This is a genomic window from Streptomyces sp. SudanB5_2050 (assembly GCF_964272335.1).
Lineage (GTDB): Bacteria > Actinomycetota > Actinomycetes > Streptomycetales > Streptomycetaceae > Streptomyces > Streptomyces rochei.
The window spans coordinates 3,471,560-3,492,898 of the sequence record NZ_OZ186760.1; the positions used below are offsets into that span (position 1 = coordinate 3,471,560).

Here is a 21,339-nt window from a genome sequence, read left to right on the forward strand (position 1 = left end):
CCCCGCTGTGCGTGCGGTCAGTCCAGGACCGGCAGCAGCTCCGGCAGGTGGCCGTCGGAGGCGGCCGCCGCGCGCTGCCGCTCCTCGGGGACCGGACCGTACAGCGTGGTGCGCGGCTTCGCCGGGCGGCCGGCCGCGTCGGCGACCGCGATCAGGTCCTTGACCGACTTGTACGAGCCGTACGAGGAGCCCGCCATCCGCGAGATCGTCTCCTCCATCAGGGTCCCGCCCAGGTCGTTCGCCCCGGAGCGGAGCATCTCCGCCGCGCCCTCCGTGCCCAGTTTCACCCAGCTCGTCTGGATGTTGGGGATGTGCGGGTGGAGGAGGAGGCGGGCCATCGCCGTCACCGCGCGGTTGTCCCGCAGGGAGGGGCCGGGGCGGGCGATCCCGGCCAGGTAGACGGGCGCGTTGGTGTGGATGAACGGCAGCGTCACGAACTCGGTGAAGCCGCCGGTGCGCTGCTGGATGCCGGCGAGGGTGCGCAGGTGGCCCAGCCAGTGGCGGGGCTGGTCGACGTGGCCGTACATCATCGTGGACGAGGAGCGGATGCCCAGGTCGTGGGCGGTCTCGATGACCTCGATCCAGGTCGCCGTGGGCAGCTTGCCCTTGGTGAGGATCCAGCGGACCTCGTCGTCCAGGATCTCGGCCGCCGTGCCGGGGATCGAGTCGAGGCCCGCCTCCTTGGCCGCGGTCAGCCACTCGCGGATCGACAGGCCGGTGCGGGTCGCGCCGTTGACGACCTCCATCGGCGAGAAGGCGTGCACGTGCATGCCGGGGACCCGGGCCTTGACCGCCTTCGCGATGTCGAAGTACGCGGTGCCGGGCAGGTCGGGGTGGATGCCGCCCTGCATGCAGACCTCGACCGCGCCCACGTCCCACGCCTGCTGGGCGCGGTCGGCGACCTGGTCCAGGGAGAGGGTGTAGGCGTCGGCGTCGGTGCGGCGCTGGGCGAAGGCGCAGAAGCGGCAGCCGGTGTAGCAGACGTTGGTGAAGTTGATGTTGCGGGTGACGATGTAGGTGACGTCGTCGCCGACGACCGACCTGCGCACGTCGTCGGCGACCCGGCACAGGGCGTCCAGGGCGGGGCCGTCGGCGTGGAGCAGGGCCAGGGCCTCGTCGTCGGTGAGCTTGGTGGGGTCGTCGGCGGCCGTGGCGAGGGCGGCGCGCACGTCGGTGTCGATGCGCTCGGGGGCCATGCCGGGGGCGGCGGCCTCGCGCAGGGCGCCCCAGTCGCCGTACACCTCGTCGAAGTCGTCGCGGCGGTCCGAGGTGCGGCCCTCGGTGTCGATGGCGGTGTGGAGGTCGGTGCGGCCGGTGGCGGTGAAGACCTCGTCCGGCTCCTGCCAGGGGCGGCCCTCGACGGTGGCGTCCTCGCGGGCCAGGCCGGTGGCCGGGTCGGCGAGGGCGGTCACGTGCGGGCGCAGGCGCGGGTCCAGCCAGGGCTCGCCGCGCTTGACGAACTCCGGGTAGACGCACAGCCGTTCGCGCATCTCGAAGCCGGCGGCGCGGGACCTGGCGGCGAGTTCGTCGATCTGCGGCCAGGGGCGTTCGGGGTTGACGTGGTCGATGGTGAGCGGGGAGACGCCGCCCCAGTCGTCGATGCCGGCGCCGATCAGCCGCTCGTACTCGGCGTCCACCAGATTGGGCGGGGCCTGGAGGCAGGCGGCGGGGCCCATGATGTGCCGGGCGACGGCCACCGTGGCGACCAGTTCGTCCAGTTCCGCGTCCGGCATGCCGCGCATCGCGGTGTCGGGCTTGGCGCGGAAGTTCTGGATGATCAGTTCCTGGATGCCGTGGTAGGAGCGGGAGACCTTGCGCAGCGCGAACAGGGACTCGGCGCGCTCCTCGTAGGTCTCGCCGATGCCGATCAGCAGCCCCGAGGTGAAGGGGACGGAGGAGCGGCCGGCGTCCTCCAGGACGCGCAGCCGGACGGCCGGTTCCTTGTCCGGGGAGCCGTGGTGCGGGCCGCCGGGCTCGGACCACAGGCGGGTCGCGGTGGTCTCCAGCATCATGCCCATGGACGGCGCGACGGGCTTGAGCCGCTGGAAGTCGGTCCAGGTCAGCACGCCCGGGTTGAGGTGGGGCAGCAGGCCCGTCTCCTCCAGGATGCGGATGGAGATCGCGCGGACGTAGGCGATCGTGTCGTCGTAGCCGTGCGCGTCGAGCCACTCGCGCGCCTCGGGCCAGCGGTCCTCGGGCTTGTCGCCGAGGGTGATGAGGGCTTCCTTGCAGCCGAGGGCGGCGCCCTTGCGGGCGATGTCCAGCACCTCGTCCGGCGACATGAACATCCCGTGTCCGGCGCGGCGCAGCTTCCCGGGGACGGTGACGAAGGTGCAGTAGTGGCACTTGTCCCGGCACAGCCGGGTCAGCGGGACGAAGACGCTCTTCGAGTACGTGATGACGCCGGGGCGCCCGGCGGCCTCCAGACCCGCGTCGCGGACCCGGGCGGCGGACGCGGTGAGGTCGGCCAGGTGCTCGCCGCGCGCCTGGAGCAGCACGGCGGCCTCGGAGACGTCGAGGGCGACGCCGTCCCGGGCGCGTCTGAGGGCGCGACGCAGGGCGTTCTCGGTGGGGCCCGTGGAGCCGGTTCCGGGGGTCGCGGAAGTCGTCATCCTTCGAGCATACGAGCGGCATGATCGAAGCGCGGGGCCGTACCGCTCCCCCGCCGGGGCCGGCCCGCCCGCCCCACCCTGCCGGTTTCCGGCCCGCTATGCGCCTACCCCCTTTTCTTGCACGGGAGTTCACGGCTCAATACCAGGGTTGCACGCACCACCCTGCACCACCCGTGCCAGTCACTGACGACACCTTGGGAGCAGCAGCATGTGCGAGGACGACCACGCAGGAATCGGCAGACGCGCGGTGTTCGTGACGGGAGCCGCCGCCGCGCTTACGTTGGGAACCGTGAGCTTCGCATCGGCGGCACCCCGTCAGCGGCGGACGCGAACGGTGCGGGGGACGCTGCCCACCGGCTCGCCCGACTTCGTGTACGTCCCCGTAGAGGTCCCCGCGGGCGTCCGGGAGCTGCACGTCTCCTACACCTACGACCGGCCCGCCGTCCCGGCCGGCACCGCGGGCAACGCCCTCGACATCGGCCTCTTCGACGAACGCGGCACCGAGCTGGGCGGGCGGGGCTTCCGCGGCTGGTCGGGCGGGGCGCGCACCGAGTTCTTCGTGCGGGCGGACGACGCGACGCCCGGGTACCTTCCGGGACCGGTGCGGCCGGGGACCTGGCACATCGCGCTCGGCCCGTACACGGTGGCGCCGCAGGGCCTGTCGTACGAGATCACGATCACGCTGACCTACGGGGAGCAGGGCGAGACCCCGCGGCCGGTGTACCCGCCCGAGCGGGCCAAGGGGCGGGGCCGCGCCTGGTACCGGGGCGACTGCCATCTGCACTCGGTGTACTCCGACGGCCGCTACACGCTCGCCGAGATCGCGCGGCTGGCGCGGGCGGCGGGCCTGGACTTCATCAACTCCTCCGAGCACAACACCCACGCGGCGCACGCGCACTGGGCGCCGGAGGCCGGGGACGACCTGCTGATCATGCTGGGCGAGGAGGTGACGACCCGCAACGGGCACGTCGTCGCCCTCGGCACCGACCCCGGCACCTTCGTCGACTGGCGCTACCGGGCCCGGGACAACCGCTTCGGACGGTTCGCGCGCCAGATCCGCCGCGCCGGCGGCCTGGTCGTCCCGGCCCACCCGCACGCCACCTGCATCGGCTGCAACTGGAAGTTCGGGTTCGGCGAGGCGGACGCGGTCGAGGTGTGGAACGGGGCCTACACGCCGGACGACGAGGTGGCGCTGGCCGACTGGGACGGCATGCTGGTCGCCGCCGTCCGGGAGGGGCGCGGCGGGCGCCGCGGCGGGGACTGGATCCCGGCGATGGGCAGCAGCGACTCCCACCGCTCCCCCGATGTGATCGGCCGCCCGCAGACCGTCGTCCTCGCCGACGACCTGACCCGGGAGGCGATCCAGGAGGGCATCCGGGCCGGACGGTCCTACGTCGCGGAGTCGGCGAAGCTGTCGCTGGCCTTCACCGCCTCCGGCGGCCGGGGCGAGCACGCCGGCATCGGTGAGCGGCTGCGCGTGGACGACGACACCCCGGTCACCGTCCGTCTGGAGGTGACGGGCGCTCCGCGCTGCACGGTGCGGTTCGTCACGGACCAGGGCGTGCTGTTCACCAGCGCCCCGCTGCCGGTGTCCGGCGCGGACGTCGTCGAGTGGCGTACGACCGCCTCCTACGCGGCGTACGTGCGGGCCGAGCTGCGGCACGAGGCGGCGGCGGGGCCGTTGCCGGGGGCGCTGGCGGCGTTCACCAACCCGGTCTTCCTGGGACGTTGACGGCCCGGCCGTCGTCCAGGTCGGCGACGACCGCCGCGTGGTCGGAGGGCCAGACGCCGTCCACGGGGTGGTCGCCGGCCAGCCGCACGGCGCGCACCGCGCCGAGGCCGCCCGCTGCCGCCGGTCCCACGTGCACGTAGTCGATCCGGGCGCCCGGGACCGGCGGGTTCGGGATGTACGGGTTGGCCGCGTCCCAGGTCGCGGCCGGCGCCGCCGGGTCGGCGTGGTCCCAGGCGTCGTGGAGCCGTCCGGCGCGCAGCAGACGGACCTCCGGTGACTCGGGGCGGGCGTTGAAGTCCCCGGTGACGACGGGCGGGAAGGCCGTGCCGTGCCGGTGCGCGGCGACGAAGTCCACGAGGGCGGCGGCCTGGTCGCGGCGTACGGCAGAGGCCCCGCCGCCCGAGTTCAGGTGGGCGGTGAAGAACGGGACCGGGTGGCCGGGGGCGTCCAGGCGGGCGTACAACGCGAGCCGCCCGTCGTCGACGTCGCCGGGGGCGGGCAGCCGCAGGGCCGCCCGTTCCGTCACCGGCCAGCGGCTGAGCACCGCGTTGCCGATGCCGACCGTGTCGTCCGCGATCCGGCGCTGCCAGCGCTCGGGCGCCCCGGAGGGGGCGAAGGCGCAGTGCAGGCCGAGTTCGCCGGCGAGCCAGGTGGCGAGATCGCCGCCGTCGTCGGTGGACCAGACCTCCTGGAGCCCCACGACGTCCGGCCGCAGCTCCCGCAGCACGGCGAGGATCGCCTTCTGCCGCTCGGCCCACGGCCCGAACCGCCACCACAGATTCCACGTCACGACCCGCACGGCCGCACCACCCGCCTCTCCACCCGCCCCGCGCTTCTCCGGTGAGGTTTTCCAGGGAACATGGAGACATACGAGACGGGAGCGTGAACGAACGATGTCGATGCCGCCCAGCCCCGGAAGTCAGCCCGCCGGGAAGCCGTCCGCCGCGAGACCCCCCTTCGCCGAGCGCAAGTACCGGGCCGTGGCGGCCTTCCAGCGCCGGCTGAACGCGGTGACGCGCCGGCTGCCCGCCCAGACGCTGCTGGAGACCACGGGCCGCGTCTCCGGACTGCCCCGCCGCACCCCCGTGGGCGGACGCCGGGTCGGCGACTCCTTCTGGCTGGTGTCGGAGTTCGGCGAACGCTCCCAGTACATCCGCAACATCCGGGTCGACCCGCGGGTGCGGGTGCGCCTGCGCGGCCGCTGGTACACGGGCACGGCCCACGTCCTGCCCGACGACGACCCGATCGCCCGCCTGCGGCGCCTGCCCCGGCTCAACGGGCTGGCGGTGCGGGCCATGGGGGTCGGGGCGGGGCATCTGACGGTGCGGGTGGACCTGGAGGAGGGAGGGAGCAGGTGAGGGACCTGTGATCGGCGTCTCCCACGGCTGACGCGGTCGGCATGAACAAGGCAAACTGGCCTGGTTGCTCAGGATGTCTAGGGGGACGGCATGGACGGTGGACCGCGGGTTCCGGAGCAGCGGCATCCGGGAACCCCGGCGAATCCCGCGGAGTCGGCCGCGCTCAGCTTCGGCGTGCTCGGCCCGGTGCGTGCCTGGCGCGGCGGTGAACCGCTGGCCACCGGCTCTCCTCAGCAACGGGCGCTGCTGGCCGCCCTGCTGCTCCGCGACGGCCGCACGGCCACGGCTGCCGAGCTGATCGACGCCCTGTGGGGGGAACAGCCGCCGTCGCAGGCACTGGCCGCGCTGCGGACCTACGCCTCCCGGCTGCGGAAGATCCTGGACCCGGGCGTCCTGGTGAGCGAGTCCGGCGGGTACGCGGTGCGCCTGCCGGGCGACGGCGCCCTGGACCTGGACGCGGCCCAGGACCTGGCCGCCCGGGCGGAGAAGGCGCGGAACTCCGGCGACCTGTGCCGCGCCCGTGACCTGCTGCGCCGGGCGCTGGCCCTGTGGGACGGCGAGGTCCTGGCGGGCGTACCGGGCCCGTACGCGCAGGCGCAGCGCGCGCGCCTGGAGGAGTGGCGGCTGCAACTCCTGGAGAACCGGCTGGACATGGACCTCGAGCAGGGCTGCCACGCCGAGGCGGTCTCGGAGCTGACGGCGCTCACCGCGGCCCACCCGCTGCGCGAACGCCTGCGCGAGCTGCTGATGCTGGCCCTGTACCGCAGCGGACGCCAGGCCGAGGCGCTGGCCGTCTACGCGGACACGCGGCGCCTGCTCGCCGACGAACTCGGCGTCGACCCGCGCCCCGGCCTCCAGGAACTCCAGCAGCGCGTCCTGCGCGCCGACCCGGCGCTGGCCGAGACCTCCGCACCGGCCGCGGAGACGGCGGTGACCACCGTCCGGCCGGCGCAACTGCCCGCGACGGTCCCGGATTTCACCGGCCGCGCCGCCTTCGTCCGCGAGCTGCGCGACGTCCTGTCCTCGGCGTCCGGGGACGGCCCGGCGGGCCGCGTCATGGCCGTCTCGGCGCTGGCCGGCATCGGCGGCGTCGGCAAGACCACCCTCGCCGTGCACGTCGCCCACCTGGCGCGGGCGGCCTTCCCCGACGGGCAGCTGTACGTCGACCTCCAGGGCGCGGGCGCGCGGGCGGCGGAGCCGGAGACGGTCCTGGGCTCCTTCCTCCGCGCCCTGGGCACGGCGGACTCGGCCGTCCCCGACTCGCTGGAGGAGCGGGCCGCCCTCTACCGCTCGGTCCTGGACGGCCGCCGCGTCCTGGTGGTGCTGGACAACGCCCGTGACGCCGCGCAGGTGCGCCCGCTGCTGCCCGGCACGGAGGGGTGCGCGGCCCTCGTCACCTCCCGGGTGCGGATGGTGGACCTCGCCGGGGCGCACCTGGTGGACCTGGACGTGATGTCCCCGGAGGAGGCGCTGGCCCTCTTCACCAGGATCGTGGGCGAGGAGCGGGTGGCCTCGGAACGGGAGGCGGCGCTCGACGTGGTCGGCGCGTGCGGTTTCCTGCCCCTCGCCATCCGCATCGCCGCGTCCCGGCTCGCCGCCCGCCGTACGTGGACCGTCTCGGTGCTGGCCGCGAAGCTGGCGGACGAGCGGCGCCGCCTGGACGAGCTGCAGGCCGGGGACCTGGCCGTGAAGGCCACCTTCGAACTGGGCTACGGCCAGCTGGAGCCGGCCCAGGCCCGTGCCTTCCGGCTGCTGGGGCTGGCGGACGGCCCGGACATCTCCCTGGCCGCGGCGGCGGCGGTGCTCGACCTTCCCGTGGAGGACACCGAGGACCTGCTGGAGTCCCTGGTCGACACGTCCCTCCTCGAATCGGCGGCACCCGGCCGCTACCGCTTCCACGACCTCGTCCGCCTCTACGCGCGTGCGTGCGCGGAGCGGGACGAGCACCCGCCGAGCGAACGGGGGGCGGCGCTCTCGCGGTTGCTGGACTTCTATCTGGCGACGGCCGCGGGGATCTACGCGATGGAGCGCCCCGGGGACCGCCTGGTGGACCACCTGGAACCGACCAAGCACCAGGGGCTGCGCTTCGCCGAGGGCGCCACGGCCCTGGACTGGCTCTACACCGAAGGGGCGTCGCTGCTCGCCTGCGTGCGGCAGTCCGTGCACACGGACCGGCTGCGGCGCGCGGTGGACCTCCTGTGGGCCGCGAAGGACCTGGCCGAGTCGGGTGCCAACTCGCGCCAGTACGAGGCCACGGCCGGGGCGGCGTGCGAGGCCGCCCGGGCCCGCGGGGACCACCGCACGGAGGGACGGGCACGGGCGACCCTCACCAACGTCCTGCTGGTGTCCGGCCGCATCCGCCAGGCGGAGGAGGAGGCCAGGATCGCCATGGAGCGGGCCGCCTCCGCCCAGGATCTCGCCGCGGGCAGCTGGGCCGCCAACGACCGCGGCCTCATCGCCCTGCACCAGCGGCGGTACGCCGACGGCAAGGTCTTCTTCGACCAGGCCATCCGGGGCTTCAGCGAAGCCGGCAACCGCGCCGGGGAGGCGACGACGTCGTTCAACCTGTCCCGCGCCCACCTGGCCATGGGCAACATCGGCAAGGCCGTCGACATCGCCCGGGACGGACTGGCCCTGCTGGCGGAGCTGGGGCGGACGATGCGCCTCGCCAACGGTCACTACGCGCTCGGGATGGCCCTCACCCAGGCCGGGCGGCACGCCGAGGCCCTCGGCCAGTTCAACGACGCCCTGACCGTGTTCGTGGGCCACCGCCAGCGTCTGTGGGAAGGCACCACCCACTTCCGGATCGCCGAGACGCACCTGGCCGCGCACCGCGCCGCCCAGGCGGCTCAGCACGCCGAACAGGCCCTCGCCGTCGGCTGCATCGGGGGCGAGCGCATGCGCGGCAACGTCCTCACGCTCCTCGGACGGGCGCTGTCCACGCTGGGGCAGGTGGACCGGGCGCGCGCCTGCTGGCTCGAGGCCCTCAAGCTCTACGAGGAGAACGACGCTCCGGAGGCCGACGACGTGCGCGCGCTGCTGACACCGGTCGACGCCGCCTGAGCGGGCCGCTGCCCGGGCGGACAGCGGCGTTCAGCGTTCGTTTATCCCCCTCGGACATGCTTTCCATCGCCAGACCGTCGCGTCGGGGGGCAGACGGTCTCTTGGGGAGCCGACCCGGTTAGTGTTCGGCTCCGAACGCCCGTCCGGCGGCCCGCGGGGGAGCTTCCGGACGGGCGTTCCGCACCCGGACTTCGTCAGACAGAGGAGCACAAGCCGATGAGCGAGCAGAAGGCCACGTCCGCCCAGCCGCTGGACAACCAGATGCCCACGCCTCCGGCCGGAGACGAGGCCATCACCACGATGGACAACCAGATGCCCACCCCTCCGGCCAAGGACGGGGCCATCACCACGATGGACAACCAGATGCCGGCCCCGCCCGCCCTGGACCTGGACGGCGACGGCAAGTAGACCTTCCTCCACACGGGGATCGGCCGCGGCGGCGCGGAGGGGAGCCGCCGCGGCCGACGTGTGTCCGGCGCCGGGGAGACCGTCCCCGGCGCCGGACTCACGTCGTACGGGCCGTCCCGGTGCCCTTCTCCGCGTCCAGGGCGTAGACGCAGCGGTCCTTGCTGCACGCGTACACGATGCCGTCCCGCACCACCGGGGAACCGGTGATCTCGCCGCCGGTGGCGAGCTTCCAGCGGAGGCGGCCGTCGTCGGCCTTGAGGGTGTAGAGGAGGTGGTCGGTGGAGCCGAAGTGGATGCGGCCCTCGGCGACCGCCGGGGCGCCCACGATGTCGCCGCCCGCCTGGAAACGCCACTTGGGCGTGCCGGTGACCGCGTCCAGGGTGTACAGGCCCTTGCCGCTGCCGACGTGGACGTGGCCGGCGGCGACCAGCACCGGGTCGGTGGCGGAGCGGGCCTCGGTGGCGATGCGCCAGCGGTCGCGGCCGTCGGTGGCGTCGAGGGCGTAGACGGTGCCGAGGTAGTCGGCGAGGTAGACGCCGCCGCCGGTCACCGCGGGGCCCGGCACGAAGGCGGGCGGGGCGAGGAAGACGGCCGGGGCCTCGAAGTGCCAGCGGACGTGGCCGGAGGCGACCTCCAGGGCGAGGACGCGGGTGCCCGCAGAGACGTAGACGTAGCCGTCGGCGGCGGGGGCGACCCGGACCGGCACCCCGCCGCAGGAGGCGGCGTCGCCGATCGGGTAGGACCAGCGCTCGTCGCCGGTACGGGCGTCCAGGGCGCGCAGCCGGGCGTCCTGCCAGACGTACACCGTGCCGTCGTGGAGCGCGGCGCCCGCCTCCGGGGACTCGAAGTCGGTCTGGCAGCCGGTGACCTCCCACAGCTTCTGGCCGCCCGAGGCTTCCCAGCCCTGCACGCCGCCGCCGCGGGTGGCGGTGACGACGGTGCCCCGCTCGGCCTGGAGGGAGTACACCCAGGCGTCGGTCTGCACCCGCCACAGGTCGGCGCCCTCGCGGGCGTCGAGGGCGAAGAGGGTCGGGCCGTCGGAGGCGTGGATACGGCCGTCGGCGACCGCCATCGACCAGGCGACGTCCCGGGTCTTGAAGCGGCGCCGGCCGGTGGCGACGTCCAGGGCGTGCACCTCGAAGGAGGTGACGTAGACGAGGTCCTCGGCGACGGCGGGAGTGCCCCACACGTCGTTGGACATGCGGAAGCGCCAGGGGCGCCAGCCCGCCGGGGACGCCTCGGGCGGCGTGGCGGGGGCGGGCGGCGCGGCCGGTACGGCGGGGTCGGCGCCGTTGACGCCGGGGCGGGGCCGGGACCAGGACGCGGCGAGGGCCGACTCCGGCGGCGGTGCCGCGACGGCGGCGGCGCGCATGTCGGCGACGCGCGGCCCGGGGCCGATGGGAACCGGCGCCCCGGCCAGCTGGACCGGCCCGGTGTCGGGCGCGCCGACGGGCGCGGGGACCGGCGGCGCGTGCACGGGCGGGGCGGGGACGACGGGGTCGCGGGAGGGCGGCGGCGGGAGGGGAGGCGCGGGCGCGGCGGAGGCACCGCCGCCGGGCCGGCCGCCGGCCGTCGCGGCGAGCTTGGGCGCGGGGCGTCCGCCCCGGCGGCTCTCGATCAGGCCCACCGCCCGCTCGGGCAGCCACGCCGACGCCGTACCGCTGTCGTCCGAGCCGGAGCCGAAGAGGTGCGGGGCGAGCTGGGCCTGGAGGTCGGCCGGGTTGGGGCGGGCCGTGGCCTCCATCTGCATGCAGGACTCGATGAGCGGGCGCAGTTCGTCCGGGAGACCTTCGAGGTCGGGTCCCTCGCGCAGCAGCATGAAGACCGTCTCGACAGGGTTGGCGCCGTGGAAGGGCGGGTGCCCGGTGGCGGCGAAGACCAGCATCGAGCCGAGCGAGAAGACGTCGCTGGCGCCGGTGACGCTGCGGGAGTCCTTGGCCTGCTCCGGCGACATGTAGGCGGGCGTACCGACGGCGACGTTGGTCATGGTCAGACGTGTGTTCGAGACGCCGGACGCGATACCGAAGTCGATCACACGCGGGCCGTCCTCGACGACGAGGACGTTGGAGGGCTTGAGGTCGCGGTGGACCAGGCCCGCGCCGTGGATCGACTGGAGGGCCTCCGCGACGCCCGCCGCCAGCCAGCGCACCGCCTGGGCCGGGAGCGGCCCGCACTCGTTCACTATCTCCTCGAGGGAGGGGGCGGGCACGTAGGCCGTGGCCAGCCACGGCACCGCGGCGCGCGGGTCGGCGTCGACCACGGCGGCGGTGTAGAAGCCGGAGACCGCGCGGGCCGCCTCCACCTCGCGCGTGAAGCGGACGCGGAAGAGCTGGTCCTCCGCCAGCTCGGTGCGGACCGTCTTGATCGCCACGCGCCGCCCGGACGCCGAGCGCGCGAGATAGACCAGCCCCATGCCGCCGGCGCCGAGCCGCCCCAGCACCTCGAACGGCCCGATCCGCCGCGGATCGTGCTGCGTCAGCTGATCCACCACTTGCCTGCCACCTCCCCGTACGAGCCGCGCCACCCACATATGTACGCGACCGAAGTGCAGCGTCTCACCACCGCACCCCAGTGGCGGCACGCACCCCGATTCTTCCTGTCCGAGGCGCTGGTGGCGAACCTGGGGACAATCGGGGTGTCTCACCTGAACCCGGGCGAATGGCTACGCCCCCCGTACCGCGTTCAGCGCTGGAGCAGCGCGAACGACGCCCCCTGGCCGTCCGAGACCACGGCCACCCCTCCGTACGACGTCTCGAAGGGCGGCACCCGCACCCGGCCACCGAGCCGGGCCACCGTGCCGAGCGCGGCCTCGACGTCCTCGGTGCGGAAGTGGACGAGGAAGTGCGGCGGCATCTCGGGCGGGAAGACCGAGGAGAGCGGCGCCCGCCCGAAGTCGGGTTCGGCGTCCGGGCCGAAGAGGGCGTCGTGGAACAGGTCGCCGTAGAAGGCGTTGGCCGCCTCGGTGTCCCGGGTGTACAGCTCGGCCCAGGTGAAGGCGCCCGGTTCGTGCCGGCGCCCGAAGCCGGGGTGGCGGTCCGGCTGCCACAGGGCGAAGACGGCGCCGTCGGGGTCGGCGGCGAGGGCGGCGGTGCCCAGGTCGCCGACCGGGTGCGGCGGGGTGACGATCTGGCCCCCGCCCGCCCGGATGCGCCCGGCCAGCGCGGCGGCGTCCGGGGTGTGGAAGTACACGGACCACACGGTGGGCATCCGCCCGTCCGTTTTGCGGACCAGCGCGGCGACGGGCTCCCCGTCCAGCCGCGCCCGTACGGTCCCCTCCTCGGCCTCCTCGAAGGACCAGCCGAAGAGTTCGCCGTAGAAGCGCTTGCCCGCCTCGACGTCCGGGATCTGGGCGTCCACCCAGCACGGGACGCCCTCCGGGATCGGTGCGGACGCCGGGGGTTCCGGGTCCGCGGGACCCCTCTCCGAACGAGCGGTCGTCCTCTTCTCTGATGCCCCGTTTTCGGCCATGCCGTCAAAGTAACCGCGACGCCCGCACCGCGCAGACCAGGCACACCAGCCTCTCGGCACCCGCGCACCCCATTTGCAGTCGGCCGAATCGCGCTCAGATCACCCGTCGGTAAGCTGACGGCATGACAGGACAAGTGCGTACCGTCGACGGCCGCGTGGCCGGTCGACGTGGGCAGGCGACCCGGCAGAAACTGCTCGACTGCCTCAGCGACATGCTCAGCTCCTCCCCCTATCGCGATGTCAAGGTCATCGATGTCGCCCGCAAGGCCGGCACCTCGCCCGCGACCTTCTACCAGTACTTCCCGGACGTCGAGGGCGCGGTCCTCGAACTCGCCGACCACATGGCCGCCGAGAGCTCCGCTCTGGCCGAGCTGACGGCCGGGCGGTCGTGGGCCGGCAAGGCGGGCTGGCAGACGGCGCAGGAACTGGTCGACGGTTTCCTGGACTTCTGGAAGAAGAACGACGCGATCCTCCGCGTCGTCGACCTGGGCGCGGCCGAGGGCGACAAGCGGTTCTCCAAGATCCGCATGAAGGTCCTGAACTCGGTGAACTCCTCCCTCACCGAGTCCGTCGCCGAACTTCAGGCCAAGGGCAAGGTCGACAAGGACGTGAACCCGGCGGCGATCGCCGGTTCGCTGGTCGTCATGCTGGCCGCCGCCGCCTCGCACCAGAAAGGTTTCTCCTCCTGGGGCGTCAAGCAGGCCGAACTCAAGCCCAGCCTGGCCCTTTTGACCTACCTCGGCGTCACGGGCAAGAAGCCCGCCAAGTAGCGGCCCGTACGGCAGCGGACGCAGCAGCCTGTCATCCCCGTCGCGTCCCGCCCGGTGCCGGCAGTGGCCGGTCCCGCACCACATGCTTCATCACCAGCGTCGACGTCAGCCGCAGCACCCCGGGCAGGGTGGCCAGCCGCTCGTCGTAGAGCCGCTGGTAGGCCGCCAGATCGGCGGCGACCACGCGCAGCAGGTAGTCGGGTTCCCCGAACAGCCGCTGCGCCTCCAGCACCTCCTCCACCTCGCCGACCGCCCGCTCGAACTCGGCGACCGTGTCCCGGTCCTCCTGCCGCATCGACACGAAGACCAGCGCCTCGAAGTTCAGGCCCACCGCGGCCGGGTCCACCACCGCCCGGTAACCGCCGATCGCCCCCGACCGCTCCAGCTCGCGCAGCCTGCGGTGGCACGGGGAGACGCTCAGCCGCACCCGGGCGGCCAGTTCGGTCACCGTCAGGCGCCCGTCCTGCTGCACCTCGGCAAGAATCTTCCGGTCCATGTCGTCCATGGAGAAGATTCTTCCACCACGGCGCCTCATGGGGAGAAAAGTCGGGAACACTTTCGGGACATCCACGCCTAATCTGCCCGGCATGGACTTCGGACTCCTCCTTTCCTTCCTCGCCCTGGACCTGCTGCTGGTGTGCGTGCCGGGTGCGGACTGGGCGTACGCCATCGCGGCCGGACTGCGCGAACGGTCGGTGACGTGGGCGGTGGGCGGCCTGGTCGCCGGGTACGCGCTGCACACGCTGTTGGCGGCGGCGGGGCTGGCGGTCCTGGTCGCCGGGTCGCCGGGGCTGCTCACCGCGCTGACGGTGGCGGGCGCGGCGTATCTGGTGTGGCTCGGGTGGGGTGTGCTGCGCCGGCCCGGCACCCCGGACGCCGCGCGCGAGGAGGGGCCCGGTGGAGCGGAGGGCGGTTCCCGGGCCCGGGTCTTCCTGCGCGGTGCCACGATCAGCGGGCTCAATCCGAAGGGCCTGCTCCTCTATCTGTCCGTGCTGCCGCAGTTCCTGGTCACCCGGGGTGCGCACCCTCCGGTGCCCGTGCAGACTGTCGTCCTGGGGCTGCTGCACATGGCGTGCTGTGCCGCCGTGTACCTCACGGTGGGCCTCGCCGCCCGTGCCGTCCTGGGCGCCCGGCCGGCCGCCGCCCGCGCGGTCACCCGCACGTCGGGCGCCGCGATGCTGGGCATCGGCGCGTTCCTGCTGGTGCAGCGTCTGGCGCTGTCCTGATCCCGGCGGGCACGGTCCGGGAGGGGAACAGCCGCGCGCCCGGCCGGTGTTGAGGATGCGACCGACGTCCGTACCCGCTGGAGGAGACCGGAATGGCCCTGAGCCGCGAAGAGCGTGAGAAGTTCCTGGCCGAACCGCACATCGCCGCGTTGGCGGTGGACGCGGGAGAGGGCCGCGCCCCGCTGACCGTGCCGATCTGGTACCAGTACGAGCCCGGCGGCGACGTCTGGATCATGACCGGGCTGGACAGCCGCAAGAACCGGCTGATCCAGGCGGCGGGCCGGTTCACGCTGATGGTCGACCGGCTGGAGCCCACCATCAGGTACGTGTCGGTGGAGGGGCCGGTCGTCGAGACGGTCGCCGCCACCGAGGAGGATCTGCGGGAGATCTCCGCCCGCTATCTCCCGCCCGAGAAGGTCGACGGCTACGTGGCCTACGCCTCCGCCGACCACGGGGAGCAGGTGATCGTACGGATGCGGCCCGAGCGGTGGGTGTCCTCGGACCTCGGCTCGGTGTGAGCGCCGGGCGGCGGTGCCGGGTGCCCGGGAACGTCCGACGGCGGTGACAATCGGGGCATGGACTCCGAGCCGACCGATCTTCACGCGCTGCTGAGGTCGCTGCGGGTGTGGGACCCCGCGGTCACCGAACTGCCGCCCTTCGACCCGGCCGAGGCGCCCGGCGACCCGCTGGCCCTGTTCACGCGGTGGTTCGCCGAGGCGGTCGCGGCCGGGCAGCGCGAGCCGCACACGGTGACGCTGGCGACGGCGGACGCCGAGGGCCTGCCGGACGCCCGCGTCGTGATGCTGCACGGCGCCGACGAGGCCGGTTGGTCCTTCGCCACGCACGCCGGCAGCCGCAAGGGCCGGCAGCTCGCCGCCCGTCCGTACGCCGCGCTCGTCTTCCACTGGCCGGTGCTGGGGCGCCAGGTGCGGGTGCGCGGCCCGGTCGCCGTCGCCCCGGCCGAGGAGGCGCGGGCCGACCTGCACGCCCGGTCGACCGGCGCGCTGGCCGCCGCCCTCACCGGACGCCAGAGCGAGGAACTGGGGTCATGGGAGGAACTGGCCCGCGCCGGTGAGGCGGCCTGGGAACGCGCGGAGCGGGAGCCGCAAACGCCGGTCCCGTCCTGGACCCTGTACCGACTGCGCCCCGACGAGGTCGAGTTCTTCCAGGGCGACGCCCGCCGCCGGCACGTACGACTGGTCTACCGGCGGGACCAGGCCCCTCAGGACGGCTGGCACACCGGTCTCCTCTGGCCCTGAACGGCACACCACCGCACCCTCCCCGCGCGCGGGCCCCGCGGGCGGGGGCCGGAACCGCCCGGCGGGTCAGGCCGGTTCGGCGGGCGCCGGCGGCTCGGCGTCCGTGGCCAGGCGGGCGTGCAGGTGCGCGTCCCGGAAGCGGTCGTGGCGGCCGGCCTCGAAGATCGCGCCGCGCATCGTGCCCTCGGCGGCGTACCCGCAGCGCTCGGCGACCCGGCAGGAGACGTCGTGGCCCAGCGCGTGGTCCAGTTCCAGGCGGTGCAGCCCTAGTTCGGCGAAGGCCCAGCGCGACGCCAGGAGCAGGGCGCGGGTGGCGACCCCCCGGCCGCGAGCCTCGGGGAGCACCCAGTAGCCGACCCGCGCCCGCTTCAACGCGGGGTTGATCTCGTTGACGCCGACGTGCCCCAGCGTCGTACCGCTTCGCGCGTCGGTGATCCGGAAGGACGCGGACCGGCCCTCCCCGGCGTCCCGGGCCCGGGCGCGCAGTGAGGTGCGGGCGCCGGCGAGGTCGGTCCACCGCGTGAGCGGGGTGTTCCAGCGCTGGAACTCGGGGTCCGAGAAGCCGCGCAGCCAGCTCTCCGCGTCGGCGTCGGAACCGGCGTCCCAGGAACACAGGCGCAGGCCGTGTCCGCGGGGTTCGGGGAGGGCGTCGGGCAGGGTGAGCGTGTGTGTGGGGGCCATCGGGCCATTGAAGCCGACCCGGCGCGGGGCGGGCCGGGGCTTTTCCGTCCGCCCGGGGGCGCGCGGCACGCGGCCGTGACCGATCCGCAACCGATTCCGGTCTTGACCGAGACCCATCAAGCCGAGGCTTGATTACGCTCGCGGCATGGCCGACTCCACAGCGTCCGCTCAGCCGCGGCCCGCCCACCCCGCGGGCCACCCGGTGTACGTCATCGGCGCCGGCCCGGGTGGCCTGGCCGTCGCCCAGGCGCTGCGCGCCCGCGGCATCCGGGCCGTCGTGCTGGAACGGGCCGACCACGTCGGCGCCTCCTGGCGGCGCCACTACGACCGGCTGCGGCTGCACACCACCCGCCGTCTGTCGGCCCTGCCCGGCCTGCCGATGCCGCGCCGCTTCGGCCGCTGGGTCGCCCGGGACGACGTGGTCCGCTACCTGGAGAAGTACGCCGACGTCCACCAGCTGGAGATCGTCACCGGCGTCGAGGTCTTCCGCGTCGAGCGGGCCCCCGACGGCGGCTGGACGCTGCACGCCTCCGGCGGCCGGGAGCTGACCGGCGCCGCGGTCGTGGTCGCCACCGGCCACAACCACACCCCGCGCCTGCCGGACTGGCCGGGCCGGTCGTCGTTCACCGGTGAGCTGAGGCACGCGGCCGAGTACCGCAACGCGGCCCCCTACGCGGGCCGGGACGTCCTGGTGGTCGGCGTCGGCAACACGGGCGCCGAGATCGCCGTGGACCTGGTGGAGGGCGGGGCCGCCCGGGTCCGGTTGTCGGTGCGCACCGCGCCGCACATCGTCCGCCGCTCCTCCGCGGGCTGGCCGGCCCAGTACAACGGCGTCCTGGCCCGGCGTCTGCCCGCCCGCCTCGTGGACCGGCTCGCCCGCCCGCTGGCCCGGATCAGCACGCCCGACCTGTCGGCGTACGGGCTTCCCCGCCCGGAGACCGGCCTGCTCACCCGCGCCGCCGAGGGCGCGATACCGGTGCAGGACGTCGGCCTGATCGACGCGGTGCGCACGGGGCGGGTGGAGGTCGTGGCCGCCGTGGAGGGCTTCGAGGACGGCAAGGTGGTCCTCGCCGACGGCACCCGCGCCGCACCGGACGCGGTGATCGCCGCCACCGGCTATCTGCGGGGGCTGGAGGGCCTGGTCGGCCACCTCGGCGTCCTCGACCCCCGCGGCAGACCGACCGTCCGCGGCCCGCGCACCCCGGCCGGCGCCCCCGGCCTGTACTTCACCGGCTTCACCAACCCGATCAGCGGCATGCTCCGCGAACTGGCGCTCGACGCGCGGCGCATCGCCCGCGCGGTGGCGAAGCGGGAGGCGGGCAGGGCGTCCCGGCTGCCCGGCTGAGTCGTCTCTCTCCCGGCTCAGGACAGCCCGGCGACCGGAGCCGGCCGCCGGCGGATCACCAGGGCCATCAGGGCCGCCGCCGCGCACAGGGCGCCGGAGGCGACCCAGACGACGTCGTAGGAGCCGAAGCGGTCGCGGGCCACGCCGCCCAGGAAGGCGACGAGGGCGGCGCCGACCTGGTGGGAGGCGAGGACCCAGCCGAAGACGATGGCGCTGTCCTCGCCGTACTGCTCGCGGCACAGGGCGAGGGTGGGCGGGACGGTGGCGACCCAGTCGAGGCCGTAGAAGACGATGAAGAAGAGCATCGGGGGGTGGACGCTGGGCGCGAGGAGGAGGGGGAGGAAGAGCAGGGAGACGCCGCGCAGGGCGTAGTAGACGGCGAGCAGGCGGCGCGGTTCGAACCGGTCGGTGAACCAGCCGGAGGCGATGGTGCCGACCACGTCGAAGATCCCGATGACCGCGAGCAGCGAGGAGGCCGTCGTCAGCGGCATGTGGTGGTCGTGGGCCGCGGGGATGAAGTGGGTCTGGATCAGGCCGTTGGTCGAGGCGCCGCAGATCGCGAAGGTGCCGGCGAGCAGCCAGAAGGGGCCGGTGCGGGCGGCGGAGAAGAGGACTGTGACGGCCCGGCGGGCGGCGCCCGGCACGGGGGCGGGCTTGGGGACGAACTCGTCGGCGCCGTAGGGCGCGAGGCCCACGTCGGCGGGGTGGTCGTGCAGGAGCAGCCAGACGAAGGGGACGACCGCGAGGGCGGCGAGGGCGACCGTGACGGCCGCGGGACGCCAGTCGTACGTCTCGACGATCCAGGACAGCAGCGGCAGGAAGATCAGCTGGCCGGAGGCGGAGGCGGCGGTGAGGACGCCGGTGACCAGGCCCCGGCGCTCGGTGAACCAGCGGTTGGTGACGGTGGCCGCGAAGGCCAGCGCCATGGAGCCGGAGCCGAGGCCGACCAGCAGGCCCCAGCAGAGGATCAGCTGCCAGGCCGACTCCATCCAGACCGTCGCGCCCGAGCCGAGCGCGATGACGGTCAGGGCGACGGCGACCACGCGGCGGATGCCGAAGCGGTCCATGAGCGCGGCGGCGAAGGGCGCGGTCAGCCCGTAGAGCGCGAGGTTGACGGAGACGGCGGCGCCGATGGTGCCGCGCGACCAGCCGAAGTCCTGGTGGAGCGGGTCGATGAGGATGCCGGGCAGGGAGCGGAAGGCCGCGGCGCCGATGATCGTCACGAAGGTGACCGCGGCGACCCACCAGGCGCGGTGCACGCGGGGGCGGCGGCGCGGGCGGTCGGGCTTCGACCCGTGTACGGAGGCTGCGGCGGCGTCGGTTGTCTGGGGCACGTCATAGAGGATCGAGTAGGGCATCCTTGCGATCGAGTGGCCCGAAGGTCACGGTTCGCTAGGATCGGGCCATGACGTCCGAGCGCACGCACCCCGCTCCCCGGCCGCACCGCGTCGTCGTCCTCGCCCTCGACGGCCTGCTCCCCTTCGAACTGGGCATTCCGCAACGGATCTTCCGGCTCGCCCGCGACGAGCACCGGCGCCGGCTCTACGAGGTCGTCACCTGCTCCGTCCGCCCGCCGGGCCCCGTCGAGACCGACGCCGACTTCGCGATCATGGTGGAGAACGGCCCCGAGGCACTGGCCACCGCCGACACGGTCGTCGTCCCGGCCTCCTACGAACTCGGCCCGGTCCACGAGGAGGGCGTGCTCACCGAGGAGCTGGCCGCCGCGCTCGCCCATGTCCGGCCCGGCACCCGGCTCGTGGCGATCTGCACGGGCGGGTACGTCCTGGCCGCCGCCGGTCTCCTCGACGGGCGCCCGGCCACCACGCACTGGGCCTCGGCGGACCACTTCCAGCGGCTCTTCCCGAAGGTGCGGGTCGACGCCGACGTGCTGTTCGTCGACGACGGCGACGTCCTCACCTCGGCCGGGGTCGCGGCCGGCATCGACCTGTGCGTGCACATCGTGCGCCGGGACCACGGCACGGCGGTCGCCAACGAGGTGGCCCGCCGCACCGTCGTACCGCCCCATCGCGACGGCGGGCAGGCGCAGTACATCGAGCGGCCGGTGCCCGATCCGCAGCAGTCGTCCACGACCAACGCCCGCGCCTGGGCCCTCGCCCGCCTCCAGGAGCCGATCCAGCTGCGGGACATGGCCGCGCAGGAGTCGATGTCGGTCCGCACCTTCACCCGCCGTTTCCGGGAGGAGGTCGGCGTCAGTCCGGGCCAGTGGCTCACCGGCCAGCGGGTCGAACGGGCCCGGCACCTGCTGGAGACCACCGCCCTCTCCGTCGACCAGGTGGCCCGCGACTCCGGCTTCGGTACGGCGCAGTCGATGCGGCAGCACTTGCAGGCGGCGCTCGGGGTCACCCCGACCGCGTACCGGCGGACCTTCCGCACGGAGTTGTCCACAGCCTGTGGAGAGTGAGGGCGGCGGCCACCGACTCGTCGGCCGGCGGCACGGCGCCGAGCGCCCCGAGCACGGCACCGCGCGCCGCCACCCGACTCCGGCGCTCCCGTCCGGCTCCCGTCGCCCCCGAGGGAACCGCCGCCGACACACGACCCACACTCGCCGAGGGCCCCGTCACCGGGCCCTCGTCGTCCCCTCGCGGCGAATCGTCGCCTACCAGCGTGAGGAAGCGGTCACCATCCGTCAACCCGCGCAGGGGCGTTCACCGTTCTCACCCCGTTCGTCCGGGACGCGCACGGAAGCACGACCCGGCGCACCGCCGCACCGGCGCCGCTGCCGACGGGGTCCGTGCTCGGCACGCGGGTCCGCGCGGCGTCCACCGCCGCGCTACACCACTTCGTACGCGTACCCCTCGTACCCCTCGAGCGCGACCGTGCCGCCCTCGCTCGCGCAGACCGGCGCGGCGCCCTCGCCCTCGGCGCAGCGGTCCAGTTCGCACCAGATGCGCTTGCCGGTGCCCTCCCGGCTCCAGCCCCAGCGGTCGGCGAGGCCGTCGACCAGGGCGAGGCCCCGGCCGCCCGTGGCCTCGCCGTTGACACAGCGCGGCACCGGAGCCCGGTCACTGGCGTCGTCCACCTCGATGCGGACGGTGGCCCCTTCGGCGTCCCCGGTCGCCTCCGGGGGCAGGACCAGCCGCAGCACGGCCGAACGGCCGGTGTGCACCACGGCGTTGGTGATCAGCTCGGAGACGAGGAGCACCAGCGTCTCGGCGATCGGTTCGTCGGCCTGTATCCCGGAGCCGGCGAGCCGTGAGCGCGCCCACCGCCGGGCCCGCCCCACTTCCGAGGGGTCGGGCCGGACCTCCAGCTGCACTTGAAGCACCTGCACCGCTCACACCATCCGAACCGGCGGACACAAAGGCTCGCGCCTCATGAGGGCCACGATCGTAGCCATTGCCTGCATGGCCAGGACAACGGCCGGGGCAGGGATCACGGAACGTGAGTCCCTTGCGG

18 protein-coding genes are annotated in these 21,339 nt (G+C 74.3%); 10 read left to right on the forward strand and 8 right to left on the reverse strand.

Annotated elements, in window-relative coordinates; genetic code table 11:
• Positions 1-17 precede the first annotated feature (17 nt).
• Positions 18-2,612, reverse strand: a complete 2,595-nt coding sequence (locus tag ACFZP7_RS15385; RefSeq protein WP_385634624.1) for a bifunctional FO biosynthesis protein CofGH — start codon at positions 2,610-2,612, stop codon at positions 18-20.
• Positions 2,613-2,820: 208 nt separating this feature from the next.
• On the opposite strand from ACFZP7_RS15385, the gene ACFZP7_RS15390 reads away from it, so the two are divergent.
• Positions 2,821-4,344, forward strand: a complete 1,524-nt coding sequence (locus tag ACFZP7_RS15390; RefSeq protein WP_228901361.1) for a CehA/McbA family metallohydrolase — start codon at positions 2,821-2,823, stop codon at positions 4,342-4,344.
• Here the strand turns inward: ACFZP7_RS15390 and ACFZP7_RS15395 are convergent.
• The gene (locus tag ACFZP7_RS15395; RefSeq protein WP_385634625.1) at positions 4,316-5,143 is read right to left on the reverse strand and encodes an endonuclease/exonuclease/phosphatase family protein; all 828 of its coding nucleotides are present in this window, start codon (positions 5,141-5,143) and stop codon (positions 4,316-4,318) included. The genes ACFZP7_RS15390 and ACFZP7_RS15395 overlap by 29 nt on opposite strands.
• A 94-nt stretch (positions 5,144-5,237) precedes the next feature.
• Between ACFZP7_RS15395 and ACFZP7_RS15400 the strand changes: the two genes are divergently transcribed.
• The 3 genes from ACFZP7_RS15400 (at position 5,238) to ACFZP7_RS15410 (ending at position 9,173) form a co-directional block, all read left to right on the forward strand.
• Positions 5,238-5,702, forward strand: a complete 465-nt coding sequence (locus ACFZP7_RS15400) for a nitroreductase/quinone reductase family protein (protein ID WP_385634626.1) — start codon at positions 5,238-5,240, stop codon at positions 5,700-5,702.
• 90 nt (positions 5,703-5,792) lie between these two features.
• Positions 5,793-8,765, forward strand: coding sequence for a BTAD domain-containing putative transcriptional regulator (locus tag ACFZP7_RS15405; RefSeq protein WP_385634627.1), 2,973 nt, complete (start codon positions 5,793-5,795; stop codon positions 8,763-8,765).
• A gap of 216 nt (positions 8,766-8,981) precedes the next feature.
• Entirely contained in the window at positions 8,982-9,173 is a 192-nt protein-coding gene (locus ACFZP7_RS15410) for a hypothetical protein (protein WP_019326548.1), read from the forward strand.
• A gap of 97 nt (positions 9,174-9,270) precedes the next feature.
• Here the strand turns inward: ACFZP7_RS15410 and ACFZP7_RS15415 are convergent, their stop codons facing one another.
• Both ACFZP7_RS15415 and ACFZP7_RS15420 read right to left on the reverse strand, forming a co-directional pair.
• A complete protein-coding gene (locus ACFZP7_RS15415; protein WP_031016099.1) occupies positions 9,271-11,664 on the reverse strand; it encodes a PQQ-binding-like beta-propeller repeat protein in 2,394 nt (797 codons plus the stop codon).
• 191 nt (positions 11,665-11,855) lie between these two features.
• Positions 11,856-12,641: a VOC family protein gene (locus tag ACFZP7_RS15420; protein ID WP_157840390.1), complete on the reverse strand. Its 786-nt coding sequence runs from the start codon at positions 12,639-12,641 to the stop codon at positions 11,856-11,858.
• Positions 12,642-12,775: 134 nt separating this feature from the next.
• On the opposite strand from ACFZP7_RS15420, the gene ACFZP7_RS15425 reads away from it, so the two are divergent.
• Positions 12,776-13,411, forward strand: coding sequence for a TetR family transcriptional regulator (locus ACFZP7_RS15425; RefSeq protein WP_019326552.1), 636 nt, complete (start codon positions 12,776-12,778; stop codon positions 13,409-13,411).
• A 31-nt stretch (positions 13,412-13,442) separates the two neighbouring features.
• Here ACFZP7_RS15425 and ACFZP7_RS15430 read toward each other — a convergent pair whose 3' ends face one another.
• Complete coding sequence (locus tag ACFZP7_RS15430; protein ID WP_019326553.1) at positions 13,443-13,916, reverse strand: Lrp/AsnC family transcriptional regulator; 474 nt, start codon at positions 13,914-13,916, stop codon at positions 13,443-13,445.
• Between the two features lie 82 nt (positions 13,917-13,998).
• Here ACFZP7_RS15430 and ACFZP7_RS15435 point away from each other — a divergent pair, with 82 nt between their 5' ends.
• From ACFZP7_RS15435 to ACFZP7_RS15445, 3 genes are all read left to right on the forward strand, one after another.
• On the forward strand, positions 13,999-14,637 hold the full coding sequence (locus ACFZP7_RS15435) for a LysE family translocator (protein ID WP_019326554.1): 639 nt from the start codon (positions 13,999-14,001) through the stop codon (positions 14,635-14,637).
• Between the two features lie 92 nt (positions 14,638-14,729).
• Positions 14,730-15,155 carry a pyridoxamine 5'-phosphate oxidase family protein gene (locus ACFZP7_RS15440; RefSeq protein ID WP_030979136.1) on the forward strand — a complete coding sequence of 142 codons (426 nt, stop codon included), beginning with the start codon at positions 14,730-14,732 and terminating at the stop codon, positions 15,153-15,155.
• Positions 15,156-15,212: 57 nt separating this feature from the next.
• A complete protein-coding gene (locus ACFZP7_RS15445; RefSeq protein ID WP_385634628.1) occupies positions 15,213-15,896 on the forward strand; it encodes a pyridoxal 5'-phosphate synthase in 684 nt (227 codons plus the stop codon).
• A 66-nt stretch (positions 15,897-15,962) separates the two neighbouring features.
• On the opposite strand, the gene ACFZP7_RS15450 is transcribed toward ACFZP7_RS15445, so the two are convergent.
• The gene (locus tag ACFZP7_RS15450; RefSeq protein WP_385634629.1) at positions 15,963-16,577 is read right to left on the reverse strand and encodes a GNAT family N-acetyltransferase; all 615 of its coding nucleotides are present in this window, start codon (positions 16,575-16,577) and stop codon (positions 15,963-15,965) included.
• Positions 16,578-16,722: 145 nt separating this feature from the next.
• Between ACFZP7_RS15450 and ACFZP7_RS15455 the strand changes: the two genes are divergently transcribed.
• Positions 16,723-17,922 (forward strand): flavin-containing monooxygenase, encoded by a 1,200-nt coding sequence (locus ACFZP7_RS15455; RefSeq protein WP_385634630.1) that lies wholly within the window; start codon positions 16,723-16,725, stop codon positions 17,920-17,922.
• A gap of 17 nt (positions 17,923-17,939) precedes the next feature.
• Here ACFZP7_RS15455 and ACFZP7_RS15460 read toward each other — a convergent pair whose 3' ends face one another.
• Positions 17,940-19,280, reverse strand: coding sequence for an MFS transporter (locus ACFZP7_RS15460; protein ID WP_385634631.1), 1,341 nt, complete (start codon positions 19,278-19,280; stop codon positions 17,940-17,942).
• Between the two features lie 47 nt (positions 19,281-19,327).
• On the opposite strand from ACFZP7_RS15460, the gene ACFZP7_RS15465 reads away from it, so the two are divergent.
• Positions 19,328-20,344 (forward strand): GlxA family transcriptional regulator, encoded by a 1,017-nt coding sequence (locus tag ACFZP7_RS15465; protein WP_019326560.1) that lies wholly within the window; start codon positions 19,328-19,330, stop codon positions 20,342-20,344.
• Positions 20,345-20,713: 369 nt separating this feature from the next.
• Here the strand turns inward: ACFZP7_RS15465 and ACFZP7_RS15470 are convergent, their stop codons facing one another.
• Positions 20,714-21,199 carry an ATP-binding protein gene (locus ACFZP7_RS15470; RefSeq protein WP_185908530.1) on the reverse strand — a complete coding sequence of 162 codons (486 nt, stop codon included), beginning with the start codon at positions 21,197-21,199 and terminating at the stop codon, positions 20,714-20,716.
• Between the last annotated feature and the right edge of the window lie 140 nt (positions 21,200-21,339).

What these genes read in the sequence shown, in the direction of transcription:
- ACFZP7_RS15455 (WP_385634630.1), top strand. Translation starts at nt 16,723, where the DNA reads ATGGCCGACTCCACAGCGTCCGCTCAGCCGCGGCCCGCCCACCCCGCG.
- ACFZP7_RS15410 (WP_019326548.1), top strand. Translation starts at nt 8,982, where the DNA reads ATGAGCGAGCAGAAGGCCACGTCCGCCCAGCCGCTGGACAACCAGATG.
- ACFZP7_RS15450 (WP_385634629.1), bottom strand. Translation starts at nt 16,577, where the DNA reads ATGGCCCCCACACACACGCTCACCCTGCCCGACGCCCTCCCCGAACCC.
- ACFZP7_RS15400 (WP_385634626.1), top strand. Translation starts at nt 5,238, where the DNA reads ATGTCGATGCCGCCCAGCCCCGGAAGTCAGCCCGCCGGGAAGCCGTCC.
- ACFZP7_RS15405 (WP_385634627.1), top strand. Translation starts at nt 5,793, where the DNA reads ATGGACGGTGGACCGCGGGTTCCGGAGCAGCGGCATCCGGGAACCCCG.
- ACFZP7_RS15435 (WP_019326554.1), top strand. Translation starts at nt 13,999, where the DNA reads ATGGACTTCGGACTCCTCCTTTCCTTCCTCGCCCTGGACCTGCTGCTG.
- ACFZP7_RS15460 (WP_385634631.1), bottom strand. Translation starts at nt 19,280, where the DNA reads ATGCCCTACTCGATCCTCTATGACGTGCCCCAGACAACCGACGCCGCC.
- ACFZP7_RS15465 (WP_019326560.1), top strand. Translation starts at nt 19,328, where the DNA reads ATGACGTCCGAGCGCACGCACCCCGCTCCCCGGCCGCACCGCGTCGTC.
- ACFZP7_RS15420 (WP_157840390.1), bottom strand. Translation starts at nt 12,641, where the DNA reads ATGGCCGAAAACGGGGCATCAGAGAAGAGGACGACCGCTCGTTCGGAG.
- ACFZP7_RS15390 (WP_228901361.1), top strand. Translation starts at nt 2,821, where the DNA reads ATGTGCGAGGACGACCACGCAGGAATCGGCAGACGCGCGGTGTTCGTG.
- ACFZP7_RS15445 (WP_385634628.1), top strand. Translation starts at nt 15,213, where the DNA reads ATGGACTCCGAGCCGACCGATCTTCACGCGCTGCTGAGGTCGCTGCGG.
- ACFZP7_RS15385 (WP_385634624.1), bottom strand. Translation starts at nt 2,612, where the DNA reads ATGACGACTTCCGCGACCCCCGGAACCGGCTCCACGGGCCCCACCGAG.
- ACFZP7_RS15430 (WP_019326553.1), bottom strand. Translation starts at nt 13,916, where the DNA reads ATGGACGACATGGACCGGAAGATTCTTGCCGAGGTGCAGCAGGACGGG.
- ACFZP7_RS15440 (WP_030979136.1), top strand. Translation starts at nt 14,730, where the DNA reads ATGGCCCTGAGCCGCGAAGAGCGTGAGAAGTTCCTGGCCGAACCGCAC.